The following is a 19508-nucleotide window of genomic DNA, read 5'->3' as shown; positions in this document are numbered from 1 at the left end:
CGCGCGACGCAGATTTTCGGGGCGTATCGTCATGCTTGACGACAAGGACCGCATCTTCACCAACGTCTACGGGTTCCAGCCCTGGAACCTGGAGGCGGCGCGCAAGCGCGGCGACTGGGACGACACCAAGGCGCTGCTCGCCCGCGGGCCGGACCAGATCATCGAGGACATCAAGGCCTCGGGCCTGCGCGGCCGCGGCGGCGCGGGCTTCCCCACCGGCATGAAGTGGAGCTTCATGCCGAAGGAGCCGAAGCCGGGCCGCCCCAGCTTCCTGGTGATCAACGCCGATGAGTCCGAGCCAGGATCGTGCAAGGACCGCGAGATCATCCGCCACGATCCGCACAAGCTGATCGAAGGCGCGCTGGTCGCCGGCTTCGCGATGCGCGCGCGGGCGGCCTATATCTACATCCGCGGCGAGTTCATCTACGAGGCGAAGGTGCTGTTCGCCGCCGTGGAGGAGGCCTATGCGGCCGGCCTGCTCGGCAAGAACGCCGCCGGCTCGGGCTATGACTTCGACGTCTTCGTCCATCGCGGCGCCGGCGCCTATATCTGCGGCGAGGAGACCGCCCAGATCGAGAGCCTCGAGGGCAAGAAGGGCCAGCCGCGCCTGAAGCCGCCCTTCCCGGCGGGCGCGGGCCTCTATGGCTGCCCGACCACGGTCAACAACGTCGAATCGATCGCGGTGGCGCCGACCATCCTGCGGCGCGGCGCGGCCTGGTTCGCCGGCATCGGCCGCGAGGGCAACAAGGGCACCAAGCTCTTCCAGATCTCGGGCCACGTGAACAAGCCGTGCGTCGTCGAGGAGGCGATGGGCATTTCGTTCCGCGAGCTGATCGATCGCCATGCCGGCGGCATCCGCGGCGGCTGGGACAATCTGCTCGCCGTGATCCCCGGCGGCTCATCGGTGCCGCTGGTCCCGGCGGCGCAGATCATGGACGCGCCGATGGACTTCGACGGCCTCAAGGCGCTCGGCTCGGGCCTCGGCACCGCCGCCGTGATCGTCATGGACAAGTCGACCGACATCGTCCGCGCGATCAGCCGGCTCAGCTATTTCTACAAGCATGAGAGTTGCGGCCAGTGCACGCCGTGCCGCGAGGGCACCGGCTGGATGTGGCGCGTGATGGAGCGGTTGCGCACCGGCGAGGCGCGCGTCGACGAGATCGACACGCTGCTCGACGTCACCAAGCAGGTCGAGGGTCACACCATCTGCGCCCTGGGCGATGCGGCCGCTTGGCCGATCCAGGGCCTGTTGCGTCATTTCCGCCCCGAGGTGGAGCGCCGGATCCGGGAGCGCGGCAACGACGGCGCGATGATGGAGGCTGCCGAATGAGGACGCGCATCCTGACCGCCCTGCTCGCCGTCGCCGTGGCGGCGCCGGCGATCGCCAACGATCCGCCGCTCGGCTCGCGCCTGGGCGAGCGCCTCAAGCGGGGCGAGAGCCGCGACAATTACGACGCGCTGCGCTCGGCCCACCGGCTGGCCGAATGCCTCTATTTCAAGCGCGGATCGGACGTGATCGGGGCCCTGACCGCGTTGTCCGAGGCGGAGCAGAAGCGCTATCAGCGCAACCTGAGCCAGAGCGTCGAGTGCCGCAACGCGACGCTGGTCGATTCGCCGCGCCTCGAAGGCGTCGCGATCCAGGCGCCGGCCGACGTGCTGCGCGGGATGATGGCGGAAGCGGTGCTCGAGAAGACCACCAAGGACGAGGCGCTGCAGCCGCTCCCCGCCGCCACCGGCGGCGCCTATCAGCGCGACTGGTTCGCGATCACCGGGCGCGACCGGACGGTCGACGAGATGGCGGTCTGCACCGCCGAGCAGAACCCGGCCGGTATCCGCGACCTGCTCGCGACCAGGCCCGAGAGCGCCGAGGAGCTGGCCGCCGTCAAGGCGGTGGGCGCGACGCTGGGCCCGTGCCTGCCGCAGGGCGCCACGCTCAAGGCCAACCGCCAGTCGCTCCGCGCGGCGCTGGCCGAGGCGCTTTTCCATCGGTCTACGGAACCGGTGGTGGCGGTACAGTGAAGGCCGTGGAGACATCCCGGGCGTTGCGTCTGGCGACGACGGCGATGGCGGTGGCCGCCATCGTGCCGCCTGCCGTCTGCGAGGCGCAGCGCGTTGGGATGTCCCCGGAACAGTCCCAGCGCTCGACGCGGGCCTTCGTGCAATGCATGGTGGCCAACCGGAAGCAGCTTTCGGAACAATATCTGGGCGCGACCGAGCCGGCCGACTTCGCCAAGTGGCGTGATCGGTTGTGGGACAATGTCCGTTGCAGCCTTCCCGGCTTTCCTGGCATCGGAGGCGGTTGGCGGACCATCCAGATGCCGGTCGACGTCGAACGGGGGCTGGTCGCCGAACAGCTCATCCTCACCGGCCGCGTGACGCCGACGACCGAGCCGGCCAAGCCCGCGCCCTACCAGCCGCGCTGGGCGGCGGTGACGGGCCGCGCCCCCGCCGTCGACGAGATGGCGGATTGCGTCGCGGCAAGCGATCCCGGCGGCGTGGTCGCCCTGCTGCGCAGCGATGCCGACAGCGATGCCGAGAAGACCGCTTTCGCGGCGCTGGGGGAGAAGTTCGGTCAGTGCCTGGTGAGCGGCGCGACGCTCAAGGCCAATCGTCTTTCGATGCGCGCGGCGCTCGCCGAGGCGCTCTACCAACGGGCGGCGTCGCCCGCTTTCAATAGTACCGCAGGAATTCAGTAATGCCGAAGCTCACCGTAGACGGGATCGAAGTCGAAGTCCCCGCCGGCGCCACGGTGCTCCAGGCCTGCGAGGCCGCGGGCAAGGAGATTCCGCGCTTCTGCTACCATGAGCGGCTGTCGATCGCCGGCAATTGCCGCATGTGCCTGGTCGAGGTGAAGCCGGGGCCGCCCAAGCCGCAGGCGTCGTGCGCGCTGCCCGCCGCCGACAAGCAGGAGGTGTTCACCCAGTCGCCGATGGTCAAGAAGGCGCGCGAGGGGGTGATGGAGTTCCTGCTCATCAACCATCCGCTCGACTGCCCGATCTGCGACCAGGGCGGCGAGTGCGACCTGCAGGACCAGTCGGTCGCCTATGGCAAGGGGCAGAGCCGCTTCATCGAGAACAAGCGCGCCGTCACCGACAAATATATGGGCCCGATCGTCAAGACGACGATGACCCGCTGCATCCAGTGCACCCGCTGCGTCCGCTTCGCCGAGGAGGTGTCCGGGATCGAGGAGATCGGCGCGATCTATCGCGGCGAGAACATGCAGATCACCTCCTATCTCGAACAGGCGGTGACCAGCGAGCTCTCGGGCAACGTCGTCGACCTGTGTCCGGTCGGCGCGCTGACGAGCAAGCCCTATGCGTTCGAGGCGCGGCCCTGGGAGCTCAAGAAGACCCCCGGCATCGACGTGATGGACGCGGTCGGCACCAATGTCCGCTTCGACAGCCGCGGCCGCCAGGTGCTGCGCGTGCTGCCGCGCATCAACGAGGACGTGAACGAGGAATGGGCGTCGGACAAGACGCGCCACGCCGTCGACGGCCTGGTCCGCCGCCGGCTCGACAAGCCGTTCGTCCGCCGCAAGGGCAAGCTGGTCGAGGCGAGCTGGCAGGAGGCCTTCGCCGCGATCAAGGCCGCCAAGGCGGGAAGCTCGGTCGCCGCGATCGCGGGCGATCAGCTCGACTGCGAGACGATGTACGCCGCCAAGGCGCTGCTCGCGGCGATGGGATCGAGCCTGCTCGAAGGCCGCCAGACCGGCATGGACTATGACGTGTCGAGCCTCGCCGCGGTCAATTTCAACAGCAGCATCGCCGGCATCGAGACCGCCGACGCGATCCTGCTGGTCGGTAGCAACCTCCGCTGGGAGGCGCCGCTGATCAACACCCGCGTCCGCAAGGCGGTGAAGCGCGGCGCTAGGGTCTTCGCGATCGGCGAGGAGCTCAACCTCACCTATCCGGTGCAGTGGCTCGGCAACGACCTCGGCCTGCTCGGCAAGCTGCCCGAGGCGGTGACCGAGGCCTTCGCCAAGGCGGAGCGCCCGGCGCTGATCGTCGGCGGCGGCGCGCTCAAGGCCGGCGCGCAGGGCGCGACGCTGGCGCTGGTCAAGCCGCTCGGGCTGATCAAGCAGGACTGGAACGGCTACAACGTCGTCCATCTCGCCGCGGCGCGGATGGGCGGGCTGATGCTCGGCTATGCGCAGAAGGGCGGGATCGCCGACATCGTCGCGGCCGCGCCGAAGCTGCTCTTCCTGCTCGGCGCCGACGACGTCGACCTGACGGCGTTCGACAAGAGCCTCAAGGTCTATGTCGGCCATCATGGCGATGCCGGCGCGGCCGGGGCGGACGTGGTCCTGCCCGGCGCCGCCTATACCGAGAAGCCCGGCACCTATGTGAACACCGAGGGCCGCGTCCAGTTCAGCGACCGTGCCGTATTCCCGCCGGGCGATGCCCGCGAGGACTGGGCGATCCTGCGCGCGCTGAGCGAGGTGCTCGGCCACAAGCTTCCGTTCGACAGCCTCGACCAGCTCCGCGCCGCGATGACGGCGGAGGTGCCCGCGCTCGGCGTCGGCGGCCTCGCCGGCTACGCCTGGTCCGCGCCCAAGCTGCCGGCCAAGGCCTCGGGTCCGGTCGGCTATCCGATCAAGGACTTCTACCTCACCAACCCGATCGCCCGCGCCAGCGACACGATGCAGCGCTGCTCGGCCGAACTCCTCCATGGGCAGAGCTTCGCGGAGGCCGCCGAATGACCGCGCTGTTTGAGAGCTGGGGCCTGCCCTACGACTGGGCCTGGTTCGTCTCGACCATGATCGGCATCCTCGTCATCGCGCTGCCGCTGATGCTCGCGGTGGCGATGATCATCTACGCCGATCGCAAGATCTGGGCGGCGATGGCGCTGCGCCGCGGCCCGAACGTCGTCGGGCCCTGGGGCCTGCTGCAGAGCTTCGCCGACGGCGCCAAGGTGTTCCTCCAGGAGACGATCATCCCGGCGGCCGCGAACAAGGGCCTGTTCCTGATCGCGCCGATCATCACCTTCACGGTCGCGCTGATCGTCTGGGCAGTGATCCCGTTCGCGCCGGGCGTGGTGCTCGCCGACATCAACATCGGCCTGCTCTACGTGCTCGCCGCCTCGTCGATCGGCGTCTACGGCGTGATCATCGCGGGCTGGGCGTCCAACTCCAAATATCCCTTCTACTCGGCGCTCCGCGCGGCGGCGCAGATGGTCAGCTACGAGGTCTCGATCGGCTTCGTGCTGATCTCGGTCGTGCTGTGGACCGGCAGCTTCAACATGTCGGCGATCGTCGAGGGGCAGCGCGCCCATATCTTCGGCTTCATCAACGGCTACGGCTTCAATCCGCTGCTGTTCCCGATGGCGGTGGTGTTCCTGATCTCGGCGATGGCGGAGACCGCGCGCACCCCGTTCGACCTGACCGAGGCCGAATCGGAGCTCGTCGCCGGCTATCAGACCGAATATTCGTCGATGTCGTTCGCGCTCTACTGGCTCGGCGAATATGCCAACGTCATCCTGATGTGCGGCCTCAACGCGATCCTGTTCTGGGGCGGCTGGCTGCCCCCGGTCGACTGGGCGCCGCTCTACATGGTGCCGGGCATCATATGGTTCTTCGCCAAGCTGCTGTTCTTCTTCTTCGTCTTCTCCTGGGTGAAGGCGACGGTCCCGCGCTACCGCTACGACCAGCTGATGCGGCTGGGGTGGAAGGTGTTCCTGCCGCTGTCGCTGTTCTGGGTGTTCCTCGTTTCGGGGTGGCTGATGCTCACCCGCTATGGAGTCTGAGATGAGCCTCGGGCACATCATCAAGTCGTTCACCCTCTGGGAGTTCGTGAAGGCGCACTGGCTGACCCTGAAATATTTCTTCAGGGCCAAGGCGACGATCAACTACCCGTTCGAGAAGAACCCGCTGTCGCCCCGCTTCCGCGGCGAGCATGCGCTGCGCCGCTATCCCAATGGCGAGGAGCGCTGCATCGCGTGCAAGCTGTGCGAGGCGGTGTGCCCGGCACAGGCGATCACGATCGAGGCCGAGCCGCGCGATGACGGCTCGCGCCGCACCACCCGCTACGACATCGACATGACCAAGTGCATCTTCTGCGGCTTCTGCCAGGAAGCCTGCCCGGTCGACGCGATCGTCGAGGGACCCAATTTCGAATATTCGACCGAAACCCGCGAAGAGCTCATCTACGACAAGGCCAAGCTGCTCGCCAATGGCGATCGCTGGGAGCCGGCGATCGCCGCGAACCTTGCCGCCGATGCGCCCTACCGGTAAGCGCCAGCCGTTCGCGAAGGGGCACTGAGAAAGCCGTGATCCAGACCATAGCCTTCTATCTGTTCGCCGCGCTGGTGGTTGCCTCGGGCACGCTCACCATCCTGGCGCGCAATCCGGTGCACAGCGTGCTGTGGCTCATCCTCGCCTTCTTCAACGCGGCGGGCCTGATGATCCTGGTCGGTGCCGAGTTCATCGCGATGCTGCTCGTCATCGTCTATGTCGGCGCGGTCGCGGTGCTGTTCCTGTTCGTCGTGATGATGCTCGACATCGACTTCGCCGAGCTGCGTGCGGGCTTCGCGCAATATCTGCCGTTCGGCATATTGCTCGTGCTGGTGCTCGCCGCGGAGATGATCTTCGCGATCGGCGCGTGGAAAGCGGGCGGCATCGACATGGGGTCGCGCATCGCGCCGACCCCGTCCGAAGTGCCCAATATCGAGGCGATCGGCACGCTGATCTACACGCGCTACCTCTACATCTTCGAGGGCGCGGGCCTGATCCTGCTGGTCGCGCTGGTCGGCGCGATCGTCCTCACCCACCGCACCCGGGGCGGCGTCAAGGCGCAGAACGTCACCGCGCAGAACATGCGCCGGCCCGAGGACGCGATCCGCAACGTCAAGCCGGCCGTCGGCCAGGGAGTGGAGCTGTGATCGGCCTGCAACATTATCTGGTCGTCTCGGCGATCCTGTTCGTGATGGGGGTGTTCGGCATCTTCCTCAACCGGAAGAACGTCATCATCATCCTGATGGCGATCGAGCTGATCCTGCTGTCGGTGAACATCAACCTTGTCGCCTTCTCCGCCTATCTGGGCGACCTGGTCGGCCAGGTGTTCGCGATGTTCGTGCTGACGGTCGCCGCCGGCGAGGCCGCGATCGGCCTGGCGATCCTCGTCATCTATTTCCGCGGCCGCGGCACCATCGCGGTCGACGACATCAACCGGATGAAGGGGTGATCGTTCGGTGATTACCGCAATCGTCTTCCTGCCGCTGCTCGCGGCGATCGTCGCAGGGCTCGGCAGCCGCATGATCGGCAACGTGGCGGCCAAGACCGTCACGACCGGCGCCCTGTTCGCCTCCTGCGCGCTGAGCTGGCCGGTGTTCATCGACTTCATGACCGGCGCCGCGACCGCGCATGTCGTGCCGGTCCTCACCTTCATCCAGTCGGGCGACCTCGCCGTCGACTGGGCGCTGCGCGTCGACACGCTGACCGCGGTGATGCTGGTGGTGGTGACCTCAGTGTCGAGCCTCGTCCACCTCTATAGCTGGGGCTATATGGCGGAGGATCCGAGCCAGCCCCGCTTCTTCGCCTATCTGTCGCTGTTCACCTTCGCGATGCTGATGCTCGTGACCTCGGACAGTCTGGTGCAGATGTTCTTCGGCTGGGAAGGCGTCGGCCTCGCCTCCTACCTGCTGATCGGCTTCTGGTACCACAAGCCGTCGGCCAACGCCGCCGCGATCAAGGCGTTCGTCGTCAACCGCGTCGGCGACTTCGGCTTCTCGCTCGGCATCTTCGGCACCTTCCTGGTGTTCGGCACCGTCTCGATCCCCGAGATCCTGGCGGCCGCGCCGGGCTATGCCGGCGCCTCGATCGGCTTCCTCGGCTACCGCGTCGACCTGATGACGCTGCTCTGCCTGCTGCTGTTCGTCGGCGCGATGGGCAAGTCGGCGCAGCTCGGCCTGCACACCTGGCTTCCCGACGCGATGGAGGGCCCGACCCCGGTGTCGGCGCTGATCCACGCCGCGACGATGGTTACCGCCGGCGTGTTCATGGTCTGCCGCCTGTCGCCGATGTTCGAGGTCAGCGAGACCGCGATGCACGTCGTCACCTATGTCGGCGCCGCCACGGCCTTCTTCGCGGCGACGGTCGGCACGACCCAGACGGACATCAAGCGCGTCATCGCCTATTCGACCTGTTCGCAGCTCGGCTACATGTTCATGGCGGCGGGCGTCGGCGCCTATGGCGCGGCGATGTTCCACCTGTTCACCCACGCCTTCTTCAAGGCGCTGCTGTTCCTCGGCGCGGGCTCGGTGATCCACGCGATGCACCATGAGCAGGACATGCGCTATTATGGCGGCCTCAGAAAGCACATCCCGATCACCTATTGGGCGATGATGGCGGGCACGCTGGCGATCACCGGCGTCGGCATCGCCGGGATCTTCGGCTTCGCCGGCTTCTACTCGAAGGACGCGATCATCGAGGCGGCCTTCGCCAACGGGTCGACCTCGGGCGGCGTCGCCTTCGCGATCGCGGTGTTCGCGGCGCTGCTGACCAGCTTCTATTCGTGGCGCCTGGTCTTCCTGACCTTCTTCGGCACCCCGCGCTGGGCCGGGTCGGAGCATATCCAGCACGCCGTCCACGACGCGCACGGGCATGGCCACGACCATGATCACGACCATGGCGCCGTGCCGTCGGAGGAGGATGCAGGCCATGATCCGCATACCCACGACGCGCACGACCACAGCCACCCGGTCGAGGGCACGGCGGGCTATCACCCGCACGAAAGCCCGGCCAACATGCTGGTGCCGCTGATCGTCCTGTCGGTCGGCGCGGTGCTCGCGGGCTGGTTCTTCGCGCCCTTCTTCCTCGATCCCGAGCATGGCGCCGCCTTCTGGGCCGGCAGCATCGCCTTCGACGAGCATCTGATGCACGCGATGCACGGCATCCCGGAGCTCGCCAAGCTGTCGGCGACGATCGTGATGGTGATCGGCTTCCTGATCGCGCTGTGGGCCTATGTGCTCGACCGCACGATCCCGGCGCGCTTCACCGCGCAGTTCCGGGTGCTGTACGACTTCCTGCTGCACAAATGGTATTTCGACGAACTCTATCATCATCTGTTCGTCGTCCCGGCCTTCTGGCTCGGCCGCTTCTTCTGGAAGAAGGGCGACCAGGGCACGATCGACCGCTTCGGCCCGAACGGCGTCGCCGCGGTGGCGGTGCGCGCCGGATCGGCCGCGCGCGCGGCGCAGTCGGGCTATCTCTATACTTATGCGCTGGTGATGCTGCTCGGCCTTGCGGCCGCGGCGACCTGGGCGATGGTGGGCTGACGCGATGGGCTTTCCTATCCTTTCCGTGATGATCGCGCTGCCGCTGGTGGCGGCGCTGGCCTGCCTGTTCGTGGGGGCGAAGGCGGCGCGCTGGATCGCGCTCGCCGCGACGCTCGCCGATCTCGGCCTCGGCATCCTGCTGTGGCACGGCTACGAGATCGGCGGCGCCCAGTGGCAGTTCACCGAGAGCGTGCCGCTGTTCGGCCGCTTCGCCTGGGCGCTCGGCATCGACGGCATCGCCCTGCTGCTGATCGTCCTGTCGGTGTTCCTGATGCCGATCTGCATCGCCGCCTCGTGGGAGGCGATCGAGAAGCGCGTGCCCGAATATATGGCGGCGTTCCTGCTGATGGAGACGCTGATGGTCGGCGTCTTCGCGGCGCAGGACCTGTTCCTCTTCTACATCTTCTTCGAAGCCGGCCTGATCCCGATGTACCTGATCATCGGCATCTGGGGCGGCGCCGACCGCATCTACGCCAGCTACAAATTCTTCCTCTACACGCTGCTCGGATCGGTGCTGATGCTGATCGCGATGCTGTGGATGGTGAGCGAGGCGGGCACCACCTCCATCCCGGCGCTGATGGCCTACGACTTCCCGCCGGAAGCGCAGACCTGGCTGTTCCTCGCCTTCTTCGCCTCCTTCGCGGTGAAGATGCCGATGTGGCCGGTCCACACCTGGCTGCCCGACGCGCACGTCCAGGCGCCGACCGCGGGCTCGGTGATCCTGGCGGGCGTGCTGCTGAAGATGGGCGGCTACGGCTTCGTCCGCTTCTCGCTGCCGATGTTCCCGGTCGCCAGCGCCGAGCTGATGTGGCTGGTCATGGGCCTGTCGATGGTCGCGATCGTCGTCACCAGCCTGATCGCGCTGGTGCAGGAGGACATGAAGAAGCTGATCGCCTATTCGTCGGTCGCGCACATGGCCTTCGTCACCATCGGCCTGTTCGCCTTCAACCGTCAGGGGATCGAGGGCGCGCTGATGGTCATGCTCGGCCACGGCCTCGTCTCGGGCGCGCTGTTCCTGTGCGTCGGCGTGATCTACGACCGGATGCACACGCGCGAGATCGTGCGCTATGGCGGCCTGTCGAACAACATGCCCAAATATGCGATGCTGTTCCTGCTGTTCACCATGGCCTCGGTCGGCCTGCCGGGCACCAGCAACTTCGTCGGCGAGTTCCTCTCGCTGGTCGGCGCCTACCAGATCTCGTCCTGGGTCGCCTTCGTCGCGACCACCGGCATCATCACCGGCGCCGCCTATATGCTCTATCTCTACGCCCGCATCGCCTATGGTTCGGCGCGCACGCCCGAAGCGGCGGCGATGCCGGACCTCAGCCCGCGCGAGCTCGCCATCCTGGCGCCGATCGCGCTCGCCGTGCTGTGGATGGGCGTCTATCCCGAAAGCTTCCTGGCGCCGATGCGCAACGATGTCGGCGCGGTGCTCGCCCGGCTCGCGCCGACCGCGCCCGAAAGCGACGCCAAGGTCGTGATCGGCCATCCCAAACCTGCTGTCGAGGCGCACGCGGAGGCGCACCACTGATGTCGATGACCGCCTCCCTCGCCCTCACCGTTCCCGAGCTGATCCTCTCGGTCGGCGCGCTGCTGCTGCTGCTGGTCGCGGCGTTCGGCGGCGACGGCTTCGCCCGCGCGATCGGCTGGGGCGCGGTCGCGCTGTTCGCCGCCGCCGGCTTCGCGCTGACTGGCCCGGCCGGCAATGGCGGGCCCGGCTTCGACGGGCTCTACATCGCCGACAGCTTCGCGGCCTTCGCCAAGCTGCTGATCTACATCGCCGCCGCCGTCTCGGTGGCGGTGGCGCCAGGCTTCTTCGCCCGCACCGGCGGCGGCTACCGCGCCGAATATCCCGTGCTGATCCTGCTGTCCGGCGTGGGCATGGGGATGATGGTGTCGGCGGGCGACCTGCTGACCCTCTATGTCGGGCTCGAGCTGCAGTCGCTGTCGGCCTATGTGCTCGCCAGCTTCCTGCGCCGGGACACCCGCTCGGCCGAGGCCGGCCTCAAATATTTCGTCCTCGGCGCGCTCGCCTCGGGCATCCTGCTCTACGGCATCTCGCTGCTCTACGGCTTCACCGGCACCACCCTGTTCGCGGGCATCTCGGACTCGCTCGCCAAGGGCATGGGCACCGGTCAGATGTTCGGCATGGTGTTCGTCTTCGCTGGGCTCGCCTTCAAGATCTCGGCGGTGCCGTTCCACATGTGGACGCCCGACGTCTATGAAGGCGCGCCGACCCCGGTCACCGCCTTCTTCGCCTCGGCGCCGAAGGTGGCGGGCATGGCGCTGCTGCTGCGCGTCGCGATCGAGGCGATGGGATCGGGCACCGACGCCTGGCGCCAGATCGTCGTCTTCGCCGCGCTCGCCTCGACCATCCTCGGCGCGGTCGCCGCGATCGGCCAGACCAGCATGAAGCGGCTGCTCGCCTATTCGTCGATCAACAATGTCGGTTTCGCGCTGTTCGGCCTCGCCGCCGGGTCGGCCGAGGGCGTCGCCGCGACGATGACCTATATGGCGGTCTATATCGCGATGACGCTGGGCAGCTTCATCTGCGTGCTGCAGATGCGCGATCGGGATGGCCAGCCGGTCGAGACGATCGCCAGCCTGTCGGGCCTGTCGCGCAGCCGCCCCGGCCTCGCCGCCGCCTTCGCGATCTTCATGTTCAGCCTTGCCGGCATCCCGCCGCTGTTCGGCTTCTGGCCCAAGTTCCTGGTGTTCGATGCGCTCGTCCGCGCCGGTTTCTGGCCGCTGGCGATGGTCGGCATCGCGACCTCGGTGATCGGCGCCTTCTATTATCTGAAGATCGTCAAGACGATCTATTTCGACGATCCGGCCCCGACCCCGTTCGCGCCGGCCGCGTCGAAGCTCGAAGGCGGGCTGATCACCCTCGCGGCGCTCGCGGTCTCGCCGCTCGGCTATCTCGCCATCCCGCTGCTCGACGCGACGAGCATGGCGGCGGCGCGCGCGCTGTTCTGACATGACCATTCCTCCCTGCGCGAAGCGTGGGGAGGGGGACCGGCGAAGCCGGTGGAGGGGTCTTGCGACCCCTACCCCTCCACCATCCTGCGGATGGTCCCCTTCCCCATCTGCGATGGGGAGGATCTGGTGACGCCCATCCGCCACGTCGCCGTCACCGGCTCCACCAACGACGACATGACGGCGCTCGCCCGCGAGGGCGCGGCCGAGGGGACGTGGCTGCGCGCCGACCGGCAGGAGGGCGGGCGTGGGCGCCAGGGGCGGGCCTGGGTGTCGCCGCCCGGCAATCTCTACGCAAGCACCCTGGTCCGCCGCCTCGGCGGCGATCCGCCGGCGCCGAGCCTGGCGATGGTCGCGGCGGTCGCGCTCGACGAGCTGTTGCAGGCCTGGCTCGGTCCCGGCCGGCTGGCGATCAAATGGCCCAACGACCTGCTCGCCGACGGCGCCAAGATCTCGGGAATATTGCTCGAGGGCGCGGGCGACGCGGTGGTGGTCGGGATCGGCGTCAACCTGGCGCATCACCCCGAGGGGATCGACCGGCCGGCGACCAGCCTCGCCGCGCTCGGCCTGTCGCCGCCCGAGCCGGGCGACTTCGCGGCCGAGCTGGCGGCGGTGTTCGCCGCCTGGCTGGCGCGCTGGCGCACCGAGGGGCTCGGCGTCGTGCTTGCCCGCTGGCAGGCGCGCGCCCACCCGCCCGGCACCGCGCTGCGCGTGCGCGCGCCGGAGGGCGAGATCGAGGGGTTGTACGAGGGCCTCGCCCCCGACGGCGCGTTGCGCCTGCGGACGACCGACGGGCGCATCCATCTGGTGCACGCCGGCGACGTTTTCCTGCTATAGCGCCCCCGGAACGGAAGGAATCGGACGAAGCATGCTGCTTGCGATCGACGCTGGGAATACCAATATCGTCTTCGCGCTGGTCGATCACGGCGCGATCGTGGCGCGTTGGCGGATCGCCACCGACGCGCGCCGCACGGCGGACGAATATGCGGTCTGGCTCCACCAGCTGCTCCAGCTCGAAGGCCATGACCGTTCCGCGATCGAGGCGGTGATCATCGCCACCGTGGTGCCGCGCGCGCTCCACAACCTGGAGGTGCTGGCATCAAAATATTTCGGGGTCGAGGCGCTCGTCGCCGGGCGGCCGCCGGTCGAATGGGGGATCACCCTCGACGTCGACGAGCCGCAGAATGTCGGCGCGGATCGCGCGGTCAACGTGATCGCGGCACATGCGCGGCATTCGGGCGACCTGATCCTGATCGACTTCGGCACCGCGACGACCTTCGACGTGGTCGACTATAGCGGCGCCTATAAGGGCGGGATCATCGCGCCGGGCATCAACCTGTCGCTCGACGCGCTGGTCGCTGCCGCCGCGAAGCTGCCCCGCATCGCGATCGAAGCGCCCGACAAGCCGACGGTGATCGGCCGGACGACGCAGGATCAGATGCTGATCGGCATCTATTTCGGCTATGTCGCGATGATCGAGGGGCTGGTCACGCGGATGAAGGCGGAGATCGGCCGCCCGGCCACGGTGATCGCCACCGGCGGCCTCGCCCCGCTGTTCGAACGGCACAAGAAGCTGTTCGACAGCATCGAACCGGATCTGACGATCCAGGGCCTCGGCATCATGTATGATCGCCTCAAGGCCGGACTATGATAGATTGGACACAAGTTTACAGTGACGACTCCCGGTAACGAACTGCTCTTCCTGGCGCTTGGCGGCTCCGGGGAGATCGGCATGAACGTCAATCTCTACGGCACCCAGGGCAAATGGGTGATGGTCGACCTCGGCCTCACCTTCGCCGATCCCGGCTATCCGGGCGTCGAGCTGATCCTGCCCGACCTCGCCTTCATCGAGGAGCGCGCCGACGACCTGCTCGGCGTCGTGCTGACCCATGGGCATGAGGATCATATCGGCGCGATCCCCTATCTCGCCGCCGACCTCGGCGTGCCGCTCTACGCGACCCGCTTCACCGCCGAGCTGATCAAGGGCAAGCTCGACGAGGAGGGGCTGACCGGCAAGGTCGACCTCCACGTCATCGAGAATGAGGGCAGCTTCCAGCTCGGCCCGTTCGGCTTCACCTATGTCCCGCTCGCCCATTCGATTCCCGAGGGCAACGCGCTGCTGATCGACACGCCGCACGGCCGCATCTTCCACACCGGCGATTGGAAGATCGACGAGGCGCCGCTGCTCGGCCAGCCCTCGACCGCCGAGGAGCTGAGCGCGATCGGCGACCAGGGCGTGCTCGCGCTGGTCTGCGATTCGACCAATGTGTTCAACGAGGAGGCGTCGGGTTCCGAGACCGATGTCCGCAAGGGCCTCGACGAGGCGATCGGCGGGTGCAAGGCGCGCGTGCTGGTGACGACCTTCGCGTCGAACGCCGCGCGGCTCCAGACGCTGGGCGAGGTCGCGCAGGATACCGGGCGCAAGCTGTGCGTCGCCGGCCGCTCGCTCGACCGCATCATCCGCGTCGCCAAGGCGAGCGGCTATCTCCAGCATTTCCCGCCGGTGATCGACGTCGACGAGGCGATGCGCCTGCCCCCGCAGGAGGTGATGATCATCGCCACCGGCGGCCAGGGCGAGGCGCGCGCCGCGCTGTCGCGGATCGCGTTCGACAGCCACCCGATCAAGCTGTCGGCGGGGGACACGGTGGTGTTCTCGTCGAAGCAGATTCCGGGCAACGAGATCGCGATCGGCCGCATCCAGAACGCGCTTGCCGCCAAGGGGGTCGAGATGATCACCGACCGCCAGGCCGAGGTCCATGTCTCCGGTCATCCCGGACGGCCCGAGCTCAAGGCGATGTACGAATGGATCCGGCCGGAGATCATCCTGCCGGTCCATGGCGAGCTGCGCCACATGGCCGAGCAGGCGCGCTTCGCGAAGAGCCTGGGGGTGCCGCACGGCATCGTCCAGTCGAACGGCACGGTGGTGCACCTCGCCCCCGACGGCCCCAAGGCGATCGGCCATGAACGCACCGGCCGCCTCGTCCTCGACGGCGACGTGATCCTGCCGGCCGACGGCTCGACGATGAACGAGCGCCGCCGCGTCGGGCTCTACGGCTTCGTCGGCGTCACCGTCGTGATCGGCAAGGACGGCCGGCTGAAGGGCGAGCCCGCTCTCCACCTGCAGGGCCTGCCGGTCGAGGAGGATCGCGAGGACTTCATCGCCGACGCCTGCGCGGCTGCGGCCGAGGCGGTCGCCAAGGGCGGCAAGGACGAAGCCAAGCTCAAGGAGGCGGTCCGCCTCGCGGTGCGCCGCCGCGCGACCTCGTGGACCGGCAAGAAGCCGGTGGTCGACGTCGCGATCATCCGCGTCTGAGGAAGGGGCCAGCCGATGAAGCTCAGCTCGATCGTCGCGATCTACCTGCTTTTCTGGTGGGGCTGCCTGTTCCTGGTGCTGCCCTTCCGACTGCGCAGCAGCGCCGAACCTGAGGCGCTCGTCCCCGGCCAGGCCGAAAGCGCCCCGCCGCGCTTCTCGGTGTGGCGGACGGTGCTGTGGACGACGATCGTCTCGCTGGTCGTCTTCGGCCTGTTCTACGTCAACTATGTCAACGGCTGGATCACCGCCGACTTCTTCGACCTGACCCGCTTCCGGACCGCATAAGATCCTCCCCATGCAAGGCATGGGGAGGATCTGGGTTTTACGGCCGCTTCGCCTTCTTCGCGTCGGGGGCGAAGGTGTCGCCGAAGAAGTCCTTCGCATACCAGAGCGGCGGCGTGTCGGCGTCGGCCATGGCGCGCATGATCCGGTAATTGGCGTCGGCGAAGCGGGCGCCGGCGTCCCAGTCGATCTTCTGCGCCATGTCGTCGTCGGGGTGGTGATAGGCGCCGCCCAGGAATTTCTCCCAATGCTTCTCGCCGCCATTGGCGAAGCCGGTGGCCAGGAAGACGGCGGGCACGCCTTGCTTGACGAACATATAATGGTCGGAGCGGACGAAGATGGTCTGCGCCGGCATCGGGTCGGGCGACAGGGTGACGCCCATCGGCGCGACCGCCTTCGCCACGATCGGACCCAGCGTCGAATGGTCGGCGCCGAACGCGGTGACGTCGGTGAAGCGGTAGAGCAGCAGCGGCATGTCGAGGTCGACATTGCCGACGATCGCCTTGATCGGCACGCTCGGGTGGCGCGCATAATAGTCGGCGCCGAGCAGCCCCTTCTCCTCGGCGGTCGAGGCGAGGAAGATCAGCGAGCGGCGCGGCGCGACCGGCGCCTCGGCGGCGGCGCGCGCCACCTCCAGCATCGTCGCGATGCCGGCGGCGTTGTCGAGCGCGCCGTTGTTGATCCGGTCGGTGTCCGGCTTGTCGCCCGGCTTCGCTGGGGTGATGCCGATATGGTCGAGATGCGCCGACAGCACGACATATTCGGCCTTCAGCGCCGGGTCGCTGCCCGGCAGGATCGCGACGACGTTGGGGCTGGTCACGCGCTTGGTGACGCTCTGGCTCTGGATGCGGATGCGGGTCTTCAGCGCGAAGCCTTTCGGCCGCCCGCCCGGCTGGTCGGCGATCGCGCGGATCGTGGCGAGGCCCTGCGGCGCGCCCTCGAACAGCGCCTGCGCGGCGGGTTCGTTGAGCGAGGCGGTGATGCGGATGCCGGGCGCCTCGTCGAACGCCTTGCCGTCGGCGCCGACCCAGGCGAAGCTCGGTTCGTCGGCGAAATGGACGCTCTGCGCCCAGGGACGCGTCTTCATCGACAGCAGCGTGCCGACGCTGACCATGCCGATCGCGCCGTGCCGGTCGGCGGCCTGCGCCTTGGTGGCGGAGGCGTGCGCCGCCTCCTCGCTCGGCAGCCCTTGCGGGAAGCCGCGCAGCGTGACGACGATCTTCCCCTTCACGTCGAGCCCGGCATAGTCGTCGATGCCGAGCTTCGCATTCTCGATACCGTAGCCGACGAACACCAGCGGCGCGGTGATGTCGAGCGCCGGCTCGTTGGGGTTGAGGCCGACCAGGACGTCGGTGCCGTGCGTCCAGCTCTGCGTCCTGCCGTTCGGCGCGGTGATCGCGACGCTGCCCGGGGTCGCGCCGGGATCGGTCTGCTGGAAGGTGATGCGCTGGAACCAGCCGCCATCGTCGCCGCCGGGCTTGAGTCCCAGCGCCTCGAACCGGCTGGCGACGTAGCGCGCCGCGATCTCGTGCCCGCGGCTGCCGGTGTCGCGCCCCTCGAGCAGATCGTCGGCGAGGAAGGACACGGTGGCGCGGAAGCTCTCGGGCGCGAAGGCCGGGGCGGCCGGCGTCTCGGCAATGGTGGCGAACGGCGCTGCGAGCAGGGCGAAGGCGGCGAACGCGCCGGCGACGGAGGCTGGTTTCACGGGCGGGAGTCTCTTTTGTCTATACAATTGCGGCGACCCTATCAGCGGGCGAGCGCTTGTCCAGTGCGACCACCTACCGCCGCAGCAGGAACACGGCATGTTCGGCGCGCAGGTTGGCGGCGGCGGCGGGGCGGCGGCTGCTGCCGGTCAGGAACCAGGCGCGCTCGACGGTGATGCCGCGCTCTCTCACGAAGGCGCGGAAGTCGTCGATGGTGAGCTGGTGGATGTTCTGGGTCGCGTACCAGCTCACCGGCAGCGCCGGCGTCACCGGCATCCGCCCGCCCCAGGCGAGGCTCAGCCGCACCCGCCAATAGGCGAAGTTGGGGAAGGAGACGAAGGCGCGCCGGCCGATCCGCATCAGCTCCGCCAGCACCCGATCGGGCGCGCGGGCGGTCTGGAGCGTCTGGCTGAGGATCGCATAGTCGAACGCGTTGTCGGGATAGTTGACCAGGTCGGTGTCGGCGTCGCCCTGTACCACCGACAGGCCACGGCCGACCGCGAGGCTGACATTGGCGGGGTCGATCTCGATGCCGCGCGCGTCGCAGCCCTTGGCGCGCAGCACGTCCATCAGTTCGCCGTCGCCGCAGCCGACGTCGAGCACCCTTGAACCGGGTGCCACATGGTCGGCGATGATCGCCAGATCGGGGCGCAGCGCGCTCACCGGCCCTCGCCCGCGCGCAGGAAGCCGTCGACCACGCGGTTGAGCTCGGGCACGTCGAGCAGGAAGGCGTCGTGGCCGAAGGGCGAACTCAACTCGACGAAGCTGACCGGCGCGCCGGCAGCATTGAGCGCGTGCACGATCGCGCGCGATTCGGCGGTCGGGTAGAGCCAGTCGGTGTCGAAGCTGACCAGGCAGAAGCGGGTCGCCTTCGCGGCGCCGAAGGCGGTGGCGAGCAGCCCGCCATGCTCTTCGGCCAGGTCGAAATAGTCCATCGCCCGGGTGATGTAGAGATAGGAGTTGGCGTCGAACCGGTCGACGAAGCTGATCCCCTGGTGGCGCAGATAGGATTCGATCTGGAAATCGGCGTCGAAGCCGAAGCTCTTGGCGCCATTGGCGTTGTTGGGCCGGGCCTGCAGCCGCCGGCCGAATTTCTCGGTCAGCCCCGCCTCGGACAGATAGGTGATATGCGCCGCCATCCGCGCGACGGCGAGGCCGGCGGCGGGCGGGTCGCCCGCGGCGTAATAGTCGCCGCCGGCCCATTTGGGATCGGCCATGATCGCCTGGCGGCCGACCTCGTGGAAGGCGATGTTCTGGGCCGAGTGGCGCGCGGTGCTGGCGATCACCACGGCGGAGCGGACCCGATCGGGGAAGGTCGCGGCCCATTGCAGCACCTGCATCCCGCCCATCGACCCGCCGACAGCCGCCGCCAGCGTGCCGACGCCGAGATGGTCGAGCAGCATCGCCTGCGCGCGGACCATGTCGCGGATGGTGATGACGGGGAAGCGCATGGCATAGGGCGTGCCGGTCGCCGGATCGATCGTGCCGGGGCCCGAGCTGCCGAGGCAGCTTCCCAGCACATTGGCGCAGATGATGAAGTGGCGGGCCGGGTCGATCGGCTTGCCGGCGCCGACCATCCGCGTCCACCAGCCCGGCTTGCCGGTGATCGGATGGGTCGAGGCGACATGCTGGTCGCCGGTCAACGCGTGGCAGATCAGGATCGCGTTGCCGCCGTCGGCGTCAAGGCTGCCATAGGTCTCATAGGCGATCTCGACCGGTGCCAGCTTCGCCCCGCCGTCGAGCCGCAGCGGGCCGGCCAGGGTCACGGAACGGGCGAGGCCGAAGCGGCTGTCGTCGGTCATGGGCGACCTCCGGGCTAGGACGGGGGCGGGGGGCTGTCAATGAGGGGGGCGCTCCTCTTCCCGTCATGCCTGCGGTCTTCTCAGATGTCCTCTGGCCGATGAGAGACATGGACCCCATCCTTCGGCCAGAGGCCGAAGTCTATCCCGAGCGCCTACCTTGCA

The 19508-nt window shown here is 68.2% G+C and carries 18 protein-coding genes; 15 read left to right on the top strand and 3 right to left on the bottom strand.

The window, feature by feature from the left end:
• Positions 1–31 precede the first annotated feature (31 nt).
• The 15 genes from nuoF to B5X82_RS15040 all read left to right on the top strand — a co-directional run bounded on the left by nuoF (position 32) and on the right by B5X82_RS15040 (position 15844).
• Positions 32–1330, top strand: a complete 1299-nt coding sequence (gene nuoF / locus B5X82_RS15110; RefSeq protein WP_079648987.1) for an NADH-quinone oxidoreductase subunit NuoF — start codon at positions 32–34, stop codon at positions 1328–1330.
• Positions 1327–2019, top strand: coding sequence for a hypothetical protein (locus tag B5X82_RS15105; protein ID WP_079648986.1), 693 nt, complete (start codon positions 1327–1329; stop codon positions 2017–2019). The genes nuoF and B5X82_RS15105 overlap by 4 nt, the downstream gene beginning before the upstream one ends.
• 5 nt (positions 2020–2024) lie before the next feature.
• Positions 2025–2696: a hypothetical protein gene (locus B5X82_RS15100; protein WP_079649092.1), complete on the top strand. Its 672-nt coding sequence runs from the start codon at positions 2025–2027 to the stop codon at positions 2694–2696.
• Positions 2696–4699 (top strand): NADH-quinone oxidoreductase subunit NuoG, encoded by a 2004-nt coding sequence (gene nuoG, locus B5X82_RS15095; RefSeq protein ID WP_079648985.1) that lies wholly within the window; start codon positions 2696–2698, stop codon positions 4697–4699. Before B5X82_RS15100 ends, nuoG begins: the two co-directional genes overlap by 1 nt.
• Positions 4696–5742 carry an NADH-quinone oxidoreductase subunit NuoH gene (gene nuoH / locus B5X82_RS15090; RefSeq protein WP_079648984.1) on the top strand — a complete coding sequence of 349 codons (1047 nt, stop codon included), beginning with the start codon at positions 4696–4698 and terminating at the stop codon, positions 5740–5742. The genes nuoG and nuoH overlap by 4 nt, the downstream gene beginning before the upstream one ends.
• Before the next feature lies 1 nt (position 5743).
• Positions 5744–6229, top strand: a complete 486-nt coding sequence (gene nuoI / locus B5X82_RS15085) for an NADH-quinone oxidoreductase subunit NuoI (protein WP_012049193.1) — start codon at positions 5744–5746, stop codon at positions 6227–6229.
• A 35-nt stretch (positions 6230–6264) separates the two neighbouring features.
• The gene (locus B5X82_RS15080; RefSeq protein WP_079648983.1) at positions 6265–6876 is read left to right on the top strand and encodes an NADH-quinone oxidoreductase subunit J; all 612 of its coding nucleotides are present in this window, start codon (positions 6265–6267) and stop codon (positions 6874–6876) included.
• Entirely contained in the window at positions 6873–7178 is a 306-nt protein-coding gene (gene nuoK / locus B5X82_RS15075) for an NADH-quinone oxidoreductase subunit NuoK (protein WP_012049195.1), read from the top strand. The genes B5X82_RS15080 and nuoK overlap by 4 nt, the downstream gene beginning before the upstream one ends.
• Positions 7179–7185: 7 nt before the next feature.
• Positions 7186–9270 carry an NADH-quinone oxidoreductase subunit L gene (gene nuoL, locus B5X82_RS15070; RefSeq protein WP_079648982.1) on the top strand — a complete coding sequence of 695 codons (2085 nt, stop codon included), beginning with the start codon at positions 7186–7188 and terminating at the stop codon, positions 9268–9270.
• Between the two features lie 4 nt (positions 9271–9274).
• Positions 9275–10801, top strand: a complete 1527-nt coding sequence (locus B5X82_RS15065) for an NADH-quinone oxidoreductase subunit M (RefSeq protein WP_079648981.1) — start codon at positions 9275–9277, stop codon at positions 10799–10801.
• Complete coding sequence (gene nuoN, locus B5X82_RS15060) at positions 10801–12246, top strand: NADH-quinone oxidoreductase subunit NuoN (protein WP_079648980.1); 1446 nt, start codon at positions 10801–10803, stop codon at positions 12244–12246. Before B5X82_RS15065 ends, nuoN begins: the two co-directional genes overlap by 1 nt.
• A 93-nt stretch (positions 12247–12339) precedes the next feature.
• Positions 12340–13083, top strand: a complete 744-nt coding sequence (locus B5X82_RS15055) for a biotin--[acetyl-CoA-carboxylase] ligase (protein WP_079648979.1) — start codon at positions 12340–12342, stop codon at positions 13081–13083.
• Positions 13084–13114: 31 nt separating this feature from the next.
• Entirely contained in the window at positions 13115–13897 is a 783-nt protein-coding gene (locus B5X82_RS15050) for a type III pantothenate kinase (RefSeq protein ID WP_079648978.1), read from the top strand.
• Positions 13898–13978: 81 nt separating this feature from the next.
• Complete coding sequence (locus B5X82_RS15045) at positions 13979–15559, top strand: ribonuclease J (protein WP_079649091.1); 1581 nt, start codon at positions 13979–13981, stop codon at positions 15557–15559.
• A gap of 15 nt (positions 15560–15574) precedes the next feature.
• The gene (locus tag B5X82_RS15040; protein ID WP_079648977.1) at positions 15575–15844 is read left to right on the top strand and encodes a DUF1467 family protein; all 270 of its coding nucleotides are present in this window, start codon (positions 15575–15577) and stop codon (positions 15842–15844) included.
• Positions 15845–15881: 37 nt separating this feature from the next.
• Here B5X82_RS15040 and B5X82_RS15035 read toward each other — a convergent pair whose 3' ends face one another.
• The 3 genes from B5X82_RS15035 to metX form a co-directional block, all read right to left on the bottom strand.
• Positions 15882–17546, bottom strand: coding sequence for a M28 family metallopeptidase (locus tag B5X82_RS15035; protein WP_079648976.1), 1665 nt, complete (start codon positions 17544–17546; stop codon positions 15882–15884).
• A gap of 73 nt (positions 17547–17619) precedes the next feature.
• A complete protein-coding gene (gene metW / locus B5X82_RS15030; RefSeq protein ID WP_079648975.1) occupies positions 17620–18207 on the bottom strand; it encodes a methionine biosynthesis protein MetW in 588 nt (195 codons plus the stop codon).
• On the bottom strand, positions 18204–19346 hold the full coding sequence (gene metX, locus B5X82_RS15025; RefSeq protein WP_079648974.1) for a homoserine O-acetyltransferase MetX: 1143 nt from the start codon (positions 19344–19346) through the stop codon (positions 18204–18206). The genes metW and metX overlap by 4 nt, the downstream gene beginning before the upstream one ends.
• Between the last annotated feature and the right edge of the window lie 162 nt (positions 19347–19508).

Source organism: Rhizorhabdus histidinilytica (assembly GCF_900167915.1).
GTDB lineage: Bacteria > Pseudomonadota > Alphaproteobacteria > Sphingomonadales > Sphingomonadaceae > Rhizorhabdus > Rhizorhabdus histidinilytica.
Note: the sequence above shows the minus strand (reverse complement) of the source record. Positions and strands in the feature narration are given on the sequence as shown.

Bases quoted from the DNA above. Each gene is read 5' to 3' on its own strand.
- nuoF (WP_079648987.1), top strand. From the start codon at position 32: ATGCTTGACGACAAGGACCGCATCTTCACCAACGTCTACGGGTTCCAG.
- nuoI (WP_012049193.1), top strand. From the start codon at position 5,744: ATGAGCCTCGGGCACATCATCAAGTCGTTCACCCTCTGGGAGTTCGTG.
- B5X82_RS15065 (WP_079648981.1), top strand. From the start codon at position 9,275: ATGGGCTTTCCTATCCTTTCCGTGATGATCGCGCTGCCGCTGGTGGCG.
- B5X82_RS15045 (WP_079649091.1), top strand. From the start codon at position 13,979: ATGAACGTCAATCTCTACGGCACCCAGGGCAAATGGGTGATGGTCGAC.
- B5X82_RS15105 (WP_079648986.1), top strand. From the start codon at position 1,327: ATGAGGACGCGCATCCTGACCGCCCTGCTCGCCGTCGCCGTGGCGGCG.
- nuoN (WP_079648980.1), top strand. From the start codon at position 10,801: ATGTCGATGACCGCCTCCCTCGCCCTCACCGTTCCCGAGCTGATCCTC.
- B5X82_RS15055 (WP_079648979.1), top strand. From the start codon at position 12,340: ATGGTCCCCTTCCCCATCTGCGATGGGGAGGATCTGGTGACGCCCATC.
- B5X82_RS15050 (WP_079648978.1), top strand. From the start codon at position 13,115: ATGCTGCTTGCGATCGACGCTGGGAATACCAATATCGTCTTCGCGCTG.
- metX (WP_079648974.1), bottom strand. From the start codon at position 19,346: ATGACCGACGACAGCCGCTTCGGCCTCGCCCGTTCCGTGACCCTGGCC.
- nuoG (WP_079648985.1), top strand. From the start codon at position 2,696: ATGCCGAAGCTCACCGTAGACGGGATCGAAGTCGAAGTCCCCGCCGGC.
- B5X82_RS15040 (WP_079648977.1), top strand. From the start codon at position 15,575: ATGAAGCTCAGCTCGATCGTCGCGATCTACCTGCTTTTCTGGTGGGGC.
- nuoH (WP_079648984.1), top strand. From the start codon at position 4,696: ATGACCGCGCTGTTTGAGAGCTGGGGCCTGCCCTACGACTGGGCCTGG.